The sequence below is a fragment of the Streptomyces sp. TRM68416 genome, from assembly GCF_014596915.1.
Taxonomy (GTDB): domain Bacteria; phylum Actinomycetota; class Actinomycetes; order Streptomycetales; family Streptomycetaceae; genus Streptomyces.
On sequence record NZ_JACVWU010000012.1, the window covers coordinates 68,480 to 80,915 of the forward strand.

Consider the following 12,436-nt stretch of genomic DNA (forward strand, 5'->3'; position numbering starts at 1 on the left):
TAGCAGGCTCCCCTCCGTTTCTGCCCGACGGCTCGTCAGCGTGCGAGCCCCAAGCCCTACGGAGCATCGGGGGATGCACATGAACAGCGTTCCGCAGCACCTGCACAGTGAGGACCGCCAGGAATACGAGCGGATCCTCGACGAGGCGCTGCGCTCCGCACCACACCGACCGGAACTGGCCGCTGTAGGTGAGCGGCTCAATGCCGAACAGCTGCGCACCATGGCGCTCAACGCCACCACACTCATCACGGCGGCCGCGGCGACCGAGTACCAGCACTACGTGAAGGTCCGCGAGGAACTGCGCCACCCGGCGCCGTCCACCCCGTCGTCCGTGCGCGAACCCGGCTCCCCGGAGTCGGGCGCGGGCACGATGGGGCTCGCCGCCACCGTGGGAGAGGCCACCGCCGAGACCGCCGGCGCGGGCATCGTCGCCGTCACGGCCGTCCTCACCCCCCTCCTCGCCGGAATCGCCGCGGCGATCTTCCTGCTCGTGGGTTACATCCTGAAAATGCTGGAACCCGAGCCGGCGTTCGCCCAGACCATGCTCACCACCGGATGGGTCTTCGGTGCCGTGACGGCGGCCGCGATCCTCGTCGCCGCCGTCGGACTCCTGCTCACCGCCCTGCGCAACCGGCCGGCACTCGACACCGGCCCCTACGGCGAGCTGGGCGGCGAGGTGGCCCGGGCCAGGGATGCCTGGCGCGAAGCCCTGCTGGAGCGCGGCATCCTGCCGTTCCTGCGGGACGCACTGGCCGACCCCGGCACCGCGACCGCCCTGCGCGGTACGGCACCCACGGCGCCGACCAGCCGTATCCCGCACCTCGGGTACGACCGTCCCGGGTTCAGCAGCCCCGACGACGGCTCCGCGGCGGGCCCGCGCCCGAGCTTCAGCAGCCCGGACTACACCAGCCCGGACTTCGGAGGCCCGGAACACCAGCCGGAGTGACCCTCGGCTTGCGCCCCCGCGCCGGGGAGCGCAAGCCGAACTTCCGGACGGTCAGAGAATGCCGGCACGGCCCGCGGCGACGGTCCAGCTGGGGAACTCCGACAGGAGCCGGTCGTACAGCTCCGGGTCGGGAACGGTGCTGATGTCGTCCACCGCGAAGAACCCGACGTTGTCGACGCGGCGGCCGGGCAGGGTGTCGAACCGCTCCAGCACGCCGTAGTTGGACTTGCCCAGCCCCACGAACTGCCAGAAGATCGGCTCCTCCACCGCCTCCCTGAGCTCCTTCTCGATCTGGGCGTTGCGGTAGACGCCGCCGTCGGAGAAGAACAGGACCAGGGTCGGCACCTGTACCGGGTTCGCCCGGACGTAGTTCCTTACTTCGGCAATCACCTTCTGTTCCTCGTTCTGAATGCCTACGGCCCGCATGTCGACCTGGCTGTCCTCCAGCCCCCTCTTCCTCTTCTTCGCGCCGAAGAGGCTCATCTCGCCGCACCGGACGTGCAGCCGCAGCCACTCGGGCAGCTCCCCGAGGCGGAGGTCGGGCAGCCGGGCCGGGTTCGAGGCGAACGTCCAGGCCTGCATCTCGCCGTCGTCGTCCAACTGCGCTGCCACGGCGGCCATCCGCTCCACCACATCGGCGACGACACCACCGGAGTAGAGGAAGGACATGGACCCCGAGGCGTCCAGGACCAGGATGACGCGAGCGGTGACACCGGCCGCCCCGTGCTTGGTCAGGCTGACCGCCACCTGCTGCTTGCGCAGGTCCAGCCGCTTGCGCATGTCCACCGGGAGGCGCTCCTCACCCTTGGTGAGGCGGGGGGAGGGCGGCGGTGGGGTGGGGGCGGACGGTGTCACGGGGGTGGCGGGCGTGGGTGGTACGGATGGTGTCGGCGGGGTGGGCGGCGCCGTGGCTACGGGCGGTGCGGGCGGTACGGGGGCCTGCACCGGCGGTACGGCGGCCGGTGCCGTCGGTACAGCGGCCGATGCCGTCCGGTCGTCCTCCTCGTCGACCGAGATGCCGAAGTCGGTGGCCAGGCCCGCGAGTCCGGAGGCGTATCCCTGTCCGACCGCCCGGAACTTCCACCTCCCCTGTCGCAGATACAGTTCGCCACCGATGAAGGCGGTCTCCGTCCCGGCCTCCATCACGAACCGCGCGAGCTCGGCCCGGGTCCGCTCGTCGACCAGCTTCAACATCAGTCCGGGTACCTGCCCGAACGTGCCTCCGTCGGCCGACGCGCACAGCACGATCCGCTCGACAGCCGGCTCCAGCGAACCGAACTCCACCGCGACGGTGTCGGTCGTGGTGCCCGCGGCACGCTGTTTGCCCAGGTGGGTGACGGCCTGCGACGCGTGGTGCGGCTGGTTGTAGAAGACGAAGTCACCGTCGTCACGCACACGGCCGGCCGCCGTGAGCAGCAGCGCCGAGGCATCCACGTCCGGCACCCCCGGCCCGTCGGACCAGGAGAGCTCCACACGAACCACCGGGGAGTCGACAGGAAGATTGGCGCCCTTGCTCAGTGCTGTCATGGGATCAGTGTGCCGAGCGAGCTGGTGCCCCCGAAAGGCCGAGCCGCCATGCGGGCGCACACGATCTTGACCCCGTCTCCGTCCGGTGTGGAGGATCGATCGTGGTGAGGGGGGTGATCCGCGATGCGGATGAAGGTGATCAGACGGCCCGCGTACACATGGCTGCCTGTGACCGGAGCGGTCGCCGGCTACTTCTTCGCCTCCCTTCTGATGGGGCCGCTGCAGGAAGAACCGCCGGCGGCATTCCTGCTCGGTGGTATGGCTGTCTTCCTCTGGGCACTTGGGTGGGATTCCGCGATCCGCTGGACCACCGACCGCGTGTCCGTCACCAACCTCCTCCTGACCTCGACCGTTAGTTGGAGCGATGTCGCGCGGGTGACGGCCGACGACGGCCTGGTCATCTCCCTGCGCGACGGGCGGACCCTCGGCTCGGTCGCTTTCGGCAGTTCACTGCTGGGCACGTTCACCGGATACCGGACCCACCGCAGAGCCCTCCGGCTGCTTGCGGAGGCGCACCGCACGGCGTCACAGTCACCCGGCGACAGTGACGACGGCCCGGCTCGGATCATCGTGACGTTCGAATGGAGACGCCTCCTCTGGGCTCTGGCGGCCGTCTACGGACCGCTTCTGATCATCTGGGCGCTCTAGAGGTGAGGGCGTCGGGCGCTGCCCCGCGTCGAAGGGGTCAGGACCCCGCAGGGTCTATCACCTTTATGGCGTCCACCTGCAACTGCGGGACAGTCGTGGACCCTCCGATCTGCGTTTCGTACGTAAGGGTTCCAGTGACCTCGACCTTCGCTCTGAAGGCGTCCCCCATGACTATCTGGTCGAGAGCTGCTTCGTCCCCGGTCAGAACGGTGTTGGTCGGATACTCGTAGGCCTCGGCGTGTCGAACCCCGTCGACATCGGCGCGGAAGGCGTCGGGGCCTGTCGCTGCGTCGAACTGTGTGACGACTCCGTACACGACGTAGTGCTCGCCAATGTGATCGTCAGGGTCTTTGGCGATCAGCGCCCACTCTCGGGCGGTCAGCGGGTCGTACGTCGCCGTAGGCGAGGGTGGTGCCGCCTGAGCCGACACTGCCGGGAGGGACAGGGCGGCACCGGATACGGCCAAGGCGAGGCCGACCATGGTCAGAATCGCTACAGCGATCACTCGGTTCTTCATCGGATCTCCTGGGGTGACCTCCCCATTCGAGCGTAGATCCGTATCCAGCGGCTGTCTCTCTCGGCTCAAGGCTTGGCCAGTAGTCGGACCGTCGGACCCGTGCCCCACGGTGGATCACGAGTCCGACGGCGAGCAGCTTCACTCAGTCCGCGAGCGGCAGGTACACCCTGTTCCCGCTGGCCGCGAACTCCTTCGACTTCTGGAGCATCCCTTCGGCGATCTCCTCCTGGGACGCGCCCTCGGCCGCTGTACCGCCGAACCGTTCGTTGATGCTCTGGCTGATCTTCATCGAGCAGAACTTCGGTCCGCACATCGAGCAGAAGTGGGCGGTCTTCGCCGGCTCGGCCGGCAGGGTCTCGTCGTGGAACTCCCGTGCTGTGTCCGGGTCGAGGGCCAGGTTGAACTGGTCCTCCCAGCGGAACTCGAAACGGGCGTCGGACAGCGCGTCGTCCCACTCCTGTGCACCGGGGTGCCCCTTGGCGAGGTCGGCTGCGTGGGCGGCGATCTTGTAGGTGATGACGCCGGTCTTGACGTCGTCACGGTTGGGCAGGCCCAGGTGTTCCTTGGGCGTGACGTAGCAGAGCATGGCCGTGCCCCACCAGGCGATCATCGCGGCACCGATGCCGGAGGTGATGTGGTCGTACGCCGGCGCGACGTCCGTCGTCAGCGGGCCGAGCGTATAGAACGGAGCTTCATCACAGATCTCCTGCTGAAGGTCGATGTTCTCCTTGATCTTGTGCATCGGGACATGTCCCGGGCCCTCGATCATGGTCTGAACATTGAAACGCTTCGCGATCCGGTTGAGTTCCCCGAGCGTCCTCAACTCCGCGAACTGTGCCTCGTCATTGGCGTCCGCGATCGAGCCGGGCCGCAGGCCGTCGCCGAGGGAGTACGTGACGTCGTAGGCGGCGAGGATCTCGCAGAGCTCCTCGAAGTTCTCGTAGAGGAACGACTCCTTGTGGTGCGCGAGGCACCACGCGGCCATGATCGAGCCGCCGCGGGAGACGATGCCGGTCTTGCGGTTGGCGGTCAGCGGGACGTACGGCAGGCGGACGCCCGCGTGAACCGTCATGTAGTCCACGCCCTGCTCGGCCTGCTCGATGACGGTGTCCTTGTAGATCTCCCAGGTCAGCTCCTCGGCCCTGCCGTCGACCTTTTCGAGGGCCTGGTAGAGCGGGACCGTGCCGATGGGGACGGGGGAGTTGCGCAGCACCCACTCGCGGGTGGTGTGGATGTTGCGGCCGGTGGACAGGTCCATGACCGTGTCGGCGCCCCAGCGGGTCGCCCAGGTCATCTTCTCGACCTCCTCCTCGATGGAAGAGGTCACCGCCGAGTTGCCGATGTTGGCGTTGACCTTCACCAGGAACCGCTTGCCGATGATCATCGGCTCGATCTCCGGGTGGTTGACGTTGGCGGGGAGCACCGCCCGGCCCTCGGCGATCTCCTCGCGGACCACCTCTGGAGAAACGTTCTCCCGGATAGCGACGTACTCCATCTCGGGCGTGATCTCGCCGCGGCGGGCGTAGGCGAGCTGCGTGACCGCACTGCCGTCGCGGCTGCGGCGCGGCAGGCGGGGCCGTCCCGGAAAGACCGCGTCGAGGTTGCGCAGGTTGCCGCCGCGCGGCGAGGTGTGCTTGATCCCGTCGTCTTCGGGACGGACGGGGCGGCCCGCGTACTCCTCGGTGTCGCCGCGGCCGATGATCCAGTTCTCCCGCAGCGGGGCCAGGCCCCGGCGGACGTCGGTGTCGGCGAGCGGATCCGTGTACGGGCCCGATGTGTCGTACAGGGTGACCGACTGCCCGTTGGTGAGGTGCACCTGACGAACCGGCACCCGCAGGTCGGGGCGCGAGCCCTCGACGTACGCCTTGTGCCAGCCGATGGACTTCCCGGCCTCCTGGGGCTTGTCGTCCTGGGCAGTGCTCTTGGTGTCGCCCTGGACGGAGGCAGGCGTGCGTGCGTCCTTGATGGTCATGAGACCTACTCCCTACGCCGGCATTACCCGGTAACAGGTTCGGCGGTCGACGCAGCGGTATCCGTCTGCCGATGCTCCGTGTGAAACATCACTCTTCTTCGGTGACGTTTCATGTGAAACATCGCTGGGACGGAGGTCAGCGCCCTCTCAGCCCGGTGCTCCGAGCTCCCGCGTGTACAAAGGTGGCTCCACGCTAGCGTCAATTCGGGCGCGGTGAACAGGGGGCCCCTGCCGTTCTTGCGATGATCGGTCGGTGACCACGACGCATGAACCCCCGTTCCCACCGCCCGAGCCGCCCCGCGGCCCCGGCCCCGGCTCCGGAGGCGGCCCCGCCGGCCGTGGCTTCGGCGGCGGGGACGGGTACGGGCCCGGCGGTGGTGGGTCTGGGGGGAGTGCCCATGGCAACGGCGGTCCCGGCGGAGGCGCTCCCAGTGGTGGGCCCGGCGGGGGCGGGTCGAGCAGGGGCGGCCCGGGTGGAGGCGGTCCCGGCGGGGGCGGCTCGGGCAGGGGCGGCCCCGGTGGAGGCGGTCCCGGCGGGGGCGGGCCTGGCAGTGGCGGTCCCGGCAGTGGTGGGCCCGGCAGTGGTGGGCCCGGCAGTGGCGGGCGCGATCACGGTCCCGGTTCCCCCGGTGGCGGTGACGGACACGGCCACGGCCACGGCCACGGACACGGTGGTCACTCCCACAGTCACGCCCACGGTCCGGCGGCACCGGTCTCCAAGCACCTGCGCAAGGTCATCGCGGCGATCCTGATCCCGTTCGCCGCGGCAGTGGTCGTAGGACTGGCGGTGCTGTGGCCCGGTGGGGCGCCGCCGCACGAGCGCACCGGGGTCGGCTTCGACCGGCAGACCCAGCAGGCGACGGTCACCAAGGTCGAGGAGGTGAGCTGCTCGGCGGTGAACGCCTCGGGTGTCCCGCCGACCGGCGACACCTCAACCGCCGAGGGCTCCTCCGCCCAGCAGCAGGCGGACGGCACCTGCAAGAAGGCGACGATCCGCGTCGACACGGGCCAGGACAAGGGCCGTACGTTCACCGAGATCGTGCAGCCCGACCAGTCACGGCAGTTGAACGAGGGCCAGAAGGTCGTGGTCGCCTACGAGCCCTCCGCGCCCAAGGACCTGCAGTACGCCGTCACCGACGTCAACCGCCGCGTCCCGATGGCGCTGCTCGCCGGCATCTTCGCGCTCGCCGTCGTGCTGGTGGGCCGACTGCGCGGGGTCATGGCACTGGTCGCCCTGGCCGTCAGCTTCCTGGTACTGACGCTCTTCATCCTCCCCGCGATCCTCCAGGGCTCGAACCCGCTGGTCGTGGCGGTGGTCGGAGCGAGCGCCATCATGCTGATCGCCCTCTACATGTGCCACGGGCTCTCGGCCCGTACGTCCGTGGCGGTGCTGGGCACGCTGATCTCGCTGCTGCTGATCGGCATCCTGGGCTCGGCGTTCATCGGCTGGGCCGCTCTGACGGGCAACACCGACGACAACACCGGCCTGATCCACGGCCTGTATCCGGACATCGACATGAGCGGTCTGCTGCTGGCCGGCATCATCATCGGTTCGCTCGGCGTCCTCGACGATGTGACGGTCACGCAGACCTCGGCGGTCTGGGAGCTGCACGAGGCCAACCCGACGATGGGCTGGCGCGGGCTGTACCGGGCCGGCATCCGTATCGGCCGCGACCACATCGCGTCCGTCGTCAACACGCTCGTCCTCGCCTACGCGGGCGCCGCGCTACCGCTGCTGCTGCTCTTCTCGATCGCGCAGAGCAGCGTGGGGACGGTTGCCAACAGTGAGTTGGTGGCGGAGGAAATCGTGCGCACGCTGGTGGGTTCGATCGGCCTGGTCGCATCGGTTCCGGTCACCACGGCCCTGGCCGCGCTGATGGTCTCGGCCGACCGTCCGGCACGGGAGACCGCGCCGACGGCGCCCGGCACGGCCTCGGCTCCGGCCCGCGGCGGACGGGGACGGCGACGCAAGCGGTGATCCGCGGGAGCGTCCCGGTCCCCGCAGGCCGGGGTCAGTCGGCACGCCTGCGAACCGGCACCCCCGCGAACCGGCACGCCCAGGTTGCCCGCCCGCGCACCCGCAACCCCCGGAAGAAGCGTTCCTGCACCCCTCCCGCGACACGACGGCGAAGCGTTACGCCACCACCCCGGCGCTCCCGTAACGCTTCAGCCCGCGCTCTGTTCCTCGGCCAGGATCCGGTCCAGCGCCTCGTCGAGGCTGGCGTCGAAGTCGGACAGCGCACCCTCCTGGCCCAACGGCACCAGCCGGTCCGTGCGGTCCAGGAAGGCCACCAAGGGTGCCGAGGAGGAGCGGAACACCGCCTGGTCACCGCCGACCTGAAGACGGATCAGGACGTCACCCGGCGACTCGGGGTCGGCCGGCGCGACGTGGACGTCGCCCTCCCCGCACGGCCGGCCCACCCCGTCGATCAGCAGCTCGCGCCCGAATGCCCAGGTCACCGGGGCGTCTCCGGGCAGATGGAAGGTCAGCCGCACGGCATAGGGATCAGTGGCCTCGTAGCGCAGCTCCACCGGAATGCGGAAGGAGAGCTCCTCGGACACGAGAAAGCTCATCATGACCTCTGCCTGTACGGACTCACGCATCGCCAACCCCGTCATCTGCCGTAGAACAGCCAGGAATGATCGTCCCGACCCTGATGAAATCTTGCTGAACGTACACAACAGATCACAAGGAGTGAGTTTTCAGATGCTGATAGAGATCGCGAGTGACCCCAGCATCCGCCCGACCTCGCTCTGCAGTTGCCGTACCGCCCCCAGCAGCCGGTCCTCCTGGTGGACGGGGAGGGAGATGGCCATGGTGGCGGCGGTGGTGCCGACCGTGATCGGGATGGCCGCGCACACCGTTCCCAACGCGTACTCCTGACGCTCGATCACCGGTTCCATCCGCCGCATCCGCGTCAGACGGCGCAGGAGGGCGTGGCTGTCCCGCGCCGTGTACGGGGTGATGGGCTGCACGGGGTAGCGGTCCAGGTGGTCACGGCGCGCGCCCTCGTCCAGTTGGGACAGCAGACACTGTCCGATCGCGTGCGCGTGCCCGGTCTCCCGGAAGTCGGCCCACTCCTCCACGGCCGGATTGCCCGGGGTGTCGGAGACGCACATGACCTCGATCTCGCCGTCGCTGTACATCGCGTAGTAGACGGGGACGCCGATGGCGTCGCGCCAGTGGGCGAGGGCGTCGACGACCGTGCTGCGACGTTTCTGCTGTGCTCCGCTGCTGCTCAGCCGCTCGGCCGCCTCACCGAGGAAGAACAGGCCCTTGTCGCGCCGCAGATAGCCCTCGTGCACCAGGGTGCGCAGCAGGTGATAGGCGGTGGGGAGCGCCAGGCCGGTCTCCCGGGCCAGTTGCTTCGCCGGGGCGCCGTGCTCGTGCGCGGCGACGGACTCCAGCAGACGCATCGCGCGCTGGACGGATCCGATGAGCGTCGAGGAGGCCGACGGCTGGCCGGATCTGACGGGTTGTACCGGGCTCGGTGGGGGGCCGGAGCTCGCGAGGGGGCCGAGGCCCGGTGGGGGGCCGGCATTCGGAGGGGAGCCGGGGTGAGGCGGCCGTACCGGGCTCGGAGATGTCCCGGAGTTCGATGGCCGCGCCGCGCTCGAAGGGGACGCCGTACTCGAAGGGGATTCCGGCTTCGCGGAGCCGATGGGCTGCACCTGCCCGGGGTGCGCGGTCGGCGTCCGTGCCGGTGCGGGCGGTGCGGGCGGCGGCGTGGCCGGTCGCGTCCGCTGGGGAGGCGCGGGCTGTACCGGGGGGCGGATGCGGATCTCGGAGGGTGCGGTGTCAACCGTGGCCAAGGGTCACTCCCAAAGCGCGAGGGGGCAGCCCGTGCGGGGAACACGGGGGAGGGTGTACGCCACTCGCGGGGTCGTCCCCGCGTCGGTTTCCGGACTCTAATCGTCCGCCACCGCTTGCAGACGACCTGTCCGGAAAACTTCCCTCGCCCGAGGGAACCGGCGATTCCCGTTACCGCTCGCCGGTTGCCCGCGCGCCCCTCACCAGTCGCTGCGCGAGGAGGAACTCGACATGAACTTCCGTACGACGTAGATGAGTCCGCCGACCAGTGCCACGAAGACCAGCAGCTTGAACAGCAGCCCGATGACGAAACCGACGACGCTGGCTATCAGCCCGCCGAACACCACCAGGGCGATGACAGGCACCGCAACCCACTTCACCCACCACGGCATTCCCGCGAAGATCTCACGCATCGCCCTCGTCCTCATCTCTCCGCCCGGCTCAGTGCCGGGCCCGGTCGGACGGGCCCCGCTCCTGTCGGCGGGCCCATCTCTCACGTCCTGCACTCGATGCTAGAGCCGCGGGTGCGCCGACGGGGGCCTCGCACCCCTTGTCCTCCCCTGATCGATCCCCTAGGGAACCCCGGGGTGGCGGATCAGCTCTCGGCCGGAGAGAACACCACCATCACCCGCAGATCCTCGCTGATGTGGTGGAACTTGTGGGCGACCCCGGCCGGTACGTACACCACGCTGCCACGCGCCACCTGCGTGGTCTCCATGCCGACGGTGATGTGGGCACGGCCGCTCACGACGAAGTAGACCTCGTCCTGGTTGTGCGGCTTCTGTGGATCATGCTCGCCGGCGTTGAGCGCGTACAGACCGACCGACATGTTCCGCTCACGCAGGAACTGCAGGTAGGCGCCCTCGTTGGCGGCGCGCTCCGCCTCCAGTTCGTCCAGCCGGAATGCCTTCATCTCTCTCGTCCGCCTCTGCGCCTGTGTCGTAGCCGATCTCGTCTGCCACGATCAGACACATGAAGAATTTCGTAGTCAAGACGATCGCCAACGCGGGTGCCCTGGCAGTCGCGGTGTGGCTGCTCGACAAGATCACCCTGACCGGTGACGGCACGGGCAAGAAGATCGGCACCCTGCTCCTGGTCGCGCTGCTCTTCGGCCTGGTCAACTTCCTGGTCAAGCCGGTTGTGAAGCTCCTGAGCCTGCCGCTGCTCATCCTGACGCTCGGCCTGTTCACCCTGGTCGTCAACGCGCTGATGCTGCTGCTGACCTCCTGGCTGGCCGACAAGCTCGACCTGAGCTTCCACGTCGAGGGCTTCTGGACGGCCGTCCTCGGCGGCCTGATCATCTCGATCGTCTCCTGGGCGCTCAACGTCGCCCTGCCCGACGGGGACTGAGCGCCGATGACGTACCGCGTGTGCTTCGTGTGCACCGGCAACATCTGCCGCTCCCCGATGGCCGAGTCCGTCTTCCGCGCGCGCGTGACGGAGGCCGGGCTAGACGGCCTGGTCGAGGTCGACAGCGCCGGCACCGGCGGCTGGCACGAGGGCGACGGCGCCGACCCGCGCACCGTGTCCGTCCTTGAGGAACACGGCTACGACAGCGACCACACCGCCCGCCGGTTCCGGGCGTCCTGGTTCGCCGGCCTCGACCTGGTCATCGCGCTCGACGAGAGCCACCTCAAGGCGCTGCGCCGCCTCGCGCCCACCGAACGGGACGCTGCCAAGATCCGGCTGCTGCGCTCGTACGACCCCACCGCGGGCGACGACCTCGACGTACCGGACCCGTACTACGGGGGCATGGACGGCTTCGAGACCTGCCTCGACATGGTGGAGGCGGCCGGCACCGGCCTGCTCGCCGCGGTGCGCGAGGCCGTGGAAGGGCAGGCGGCATGAGTGCAACGGACGCGTCGAAGGGCGACGGCACGCGCGCGGTACGGGCGGGTCTGCCCGAGCCCGTCAAGCACGAGCCGACCCTGCCCGGGCCGGTGTTCGCGGCCCACTTCCACCTGCCGGGCGACCCCACCGGCCCGTACACCTACGGCCGGGACGAGAACCCGACCTGGACCCACCTGGAGCGGGCCGTCGGCGAGTTGGAGGCGCCCGGCGAGGACGGCGTCGAAACGCTCGTGTTCGCCTCGGGCATGGCCGCCATCTCCTCCGTGCTCTTCTCGCAACTGCGAAGCGGAGACGCCGTCGTCCTGCCCAGCGACGGCTACCAGGCGCTGCCCCTGGTGCGCGACCAACTGGAGGCGTACGGCATCGAGGTGCGCACCGCGCCGACCGGCGGCGACGCCCAGCTCGACGTCCTCGACGGCGCGAAGCTGCTGTGGATCGAGACCCCTTCCAATCCGGGCCTCGACGTGTGCGACATCAGGCGGCTGGCCGAGGCTGCACACGCGCGCGGCGCCCTTGTAGCCGTCGACAACACACTCGCCACGCCGCTCGGACAGCGTCCGCTGGAGCTCGGCGCCGACTTCTCCGTGGCGAGCGGCACCAAGCAGCTCACCGGGCACGGCGACATCCTGCTGGGATACGTCACCGGAGGCGACCCCGAGGCGATGGCGGCCGTACGCCGCTGGCGGAAGATCGTCGGAGCGATTCCCGGCCCCATGGAGGCCTGGCTGGCTCATCGCTCCCTCGCCACGCTCCAGCTGCGGGTGGACCGGCAGAGCGCCACCGCGCTGGCCGTCGCCGAGGCACTGCACGCCTGGCCCGAGGAGCTCGGGGTGCGCTATCCGGGACTGCTGAGCGACCCTTCGCACAAGGTCGCCTCGGCGCAGATGCGGCGCTACGGGTGCGTGGTTTCCTTCACGCTGCCCACGCGCGCGCGTGCCGAGCGTTTTCTCGACGCCCTGCGGCTCGTCGACGACGCGACCAGCTTCGGCGGGGTGCGCTCCACGGCGGAGCGGCGCGGGCGCTGGGGCGGGGATGCGGTGCCGGAGGGTTTCATTCGGCTCTCGGTAGGCGCGGAGGATCCCGAGGACCTGGTGGCCGATGTGCTGCGTGCGCTGCAGGAGTCGGCGCGCTGACCGCCGGACATACGCGTCGGCCGGTACACGG

At 69.6% G+C, this 12,436-nt stretch carries 13 protein-coding genes and 1 riboswitch; of the genes, 6 read left to right on the forward strand and 7 right to left on the reverse strand.

Features of this window, described 5'->3' with window-relative positions; genetic code table 11:
• Nucleotides 1–73 precede the first annotated feature (73 nt).
• Complete coding sequence (locus ICC28_RS20180) at nucleotides 74–946, forward strand: hypothetical protein (RefSeq protein ID WP_188290034.1); 873 nt, start codon at nucleotides 74–76, stop codon at nucleotides 944–946.
• Between the two features lie 51 nt (nucleotides 947–997).
• On the opposite strand, the gene ICC28_RS20185 is transcribed toward ICC28_RS20180, so the two are convergent.
• Nucleotides 998–2,473: a VWA domain-containing protein gene (locus ICC28_RS20185; RefSeq protein WP_188290035.1), complete on the reverse strand. Its 1,476-nt coding sequence runs from the start codon at nucleotides 2,471–2,473 to the stop codon at nucleotides 998–1,000.
• Between the two features lie 168 nt (nucleotides 2,474–2,641).
• Here ICC28_RS20185 and ICC28_RS20190 point away from each other — a divergent pair, with 168 nt between their 5' ends.
• Nucleotides 2,642–3,121 carry a hypothetical protein gene (locus tag ICC28_RS20190; protein WP_188290036.1) on the forward strand — a complete coding sequence of 160 codons (480 nt, stop codon included), beginning with the start codon at nucleotides 2,642–2,644 and terminating at the stop codon, nucleotides 3,119–3,121.
• Nucleotides 3,122–3,158: 37 nt separating this feature from the next.
• Here ICC28_RS20190 and ICC28_RS20195 read toward each other — a convergent pair whose 3' ends face one another.
• Both ICC28_RS20195 and thiC read right to left on the reverse strand, forming a co-directional pair.
• Nucleotides 3,159–3,638: a hypothetical protein gene (locus ICC28_RS20195; RefSeq protein WP_188290037.1), complete on the reverse strand. Its 480-nt coding sequence runs from the start codon at nucleotides 3,636–3,638 to the stop codon at nucleotides 3,159–3,161.
• 142 nt (nucleotides 3,639–3,780) lie between these two features.
• Entirely contained in the window at nucleotides 3,781–5,610 is a 1,830-nt protein-coding gene (gene thiC, locus ICC28_RS20200; RefSeq protein ID WP_223189148.1) for a phosphomethylpyrimidine synthase ThiC, read from the reverse strand.
• Nucleotides 5,603–5,792, reverse strand: a riboswitch (TPP riboswitch). It overlaps the preceding gene by 8 nt.
• A 71-nt stretch (nucleotides 5,793–5,863) precedes the next feature.
• On the opposite strand from thiC, the gene ICC28_RS20205 reads away from it, so the two are divergent.
• Nucleotides 5,864–7,588, forward strand: a complete 1,725-nt coding sequence (locus ICC28_RS20205; protein ID WP_188290038.1) for a YibE/F family protein — start codon at nucleotides 5,864–5,866, stop codon at nucleotides 7,586–7,588.
• Nucleotides 7,589–7,776: 188 nt separating this feature from the next.
• Here ICC28_RS20205 and ICC28_RS20210 read toward each other — a convergent pair whose 3' ends face one another.
• From ICC28_RS20210 to ICC28_RS20225, 4 genes are all read right to left on the reverse strand, one after another.
• Nucleotides 7,777–8,214, reverse strand: coding sequence for an SsgA family sporulation/cell division regulator (locus ICC28_RS20210; RefSeq protein ID WP_188290039.1), 438 nt, complete (start codon nucleotides 8,212–8,214; stop codon nucleotides 7,777–7,779).
• A gap of 99 nt (nucleotides 8,215–8,313) precedes the next feature.
• The gene (locus tag ICC28_RS20215) at nucleotides 8,314–9,027 is read right to left on the reverse strand and encodes an IclR family transcriptional regulator C-terminal domain-containing protein (protein ID WP_188290040.1); all 714 of its coding nucleotides are present in this window, start codon (nucleotides 9,025–9,027) and stop codon (nucleotides 8,314–8,316) included.
• A gap of 594 nt (nucleotides 9,028–9,621) precedes the next feature.
• Entirely contained in the window at nucleotides 9,622–9,834 is a 213-nt protein-coding gene (locus ICC28_RS20220) for a DUF5326 family protein (RefSeq protein WP_151477293.1), read from the reverse strand.
• A 182-nt stretch (nucleotides 9,835–10,016) separates the two neighbouring features.
• Nucleotides 10,017–10,334, reverse strand: coding sequence for a cupin domain-containing protein (locus ICC28_RS20225; protein ID WP_188290041.1), 318 nt, complete (start codon nucleotides 10,332–10,334; stop codon nucleotides 10,017–10,019).
• Between the two features lie 59 nt (nucleotides 10,335–10,393).
• On the opposite strand from ICC28_RS20225, the gene ICC28_RS20230 reads away from it, so the two are divergent.
• The 3 genes from ICC28_RS20230 to ICC28_RS20240 are packed head-to-tail and all read left to right on the forward strand — an operon-like array spanning nucleotide 10,394 to nucleotide 12,405.
• Nucleotides 10,394–10,771: a phage holin family protein gene (locus tag ICC28_RS20230; RefSeq protein ID WP_188290042.1), complete on the forward strand. Its 378-nt coding sequence runs from the start codon at nucleotides 10,394–10,396 to the stop codon at nucleotides 10,769–10,771.
• Nucleotides 10,772–10,777: 6 nt separating this feature from the next.
• Nucleotides 10,778–11,269, forward strand: a complete 492-nt coding sequence (locus tag ICC28_RS20235; protein WP_188290043.1) for a low molecular weight protein-tyrosine-phosphatase — start codon at nucleotides 10,778–10,780, stop codon at nucleotides 11,267–11,269.
• Nucleotides 11,266–12,405: a cystathionine gamma-lyase gene (locus ICC28_RS20240; protein WP_188290044.1), complete on the forward strand. Its 1,140-nt coding sequence runs from the start codon at nucleotides 11,266–11,268 to the stop codon at nucleotides 12,403–12,405. Before ICC28_RS20235 ends, ICC28_RS20240 begins: the two co-directional genes overlap by 4 nt.
• Nucleotides 12,406–12,436: the final 31 nt, after the last annotated feature.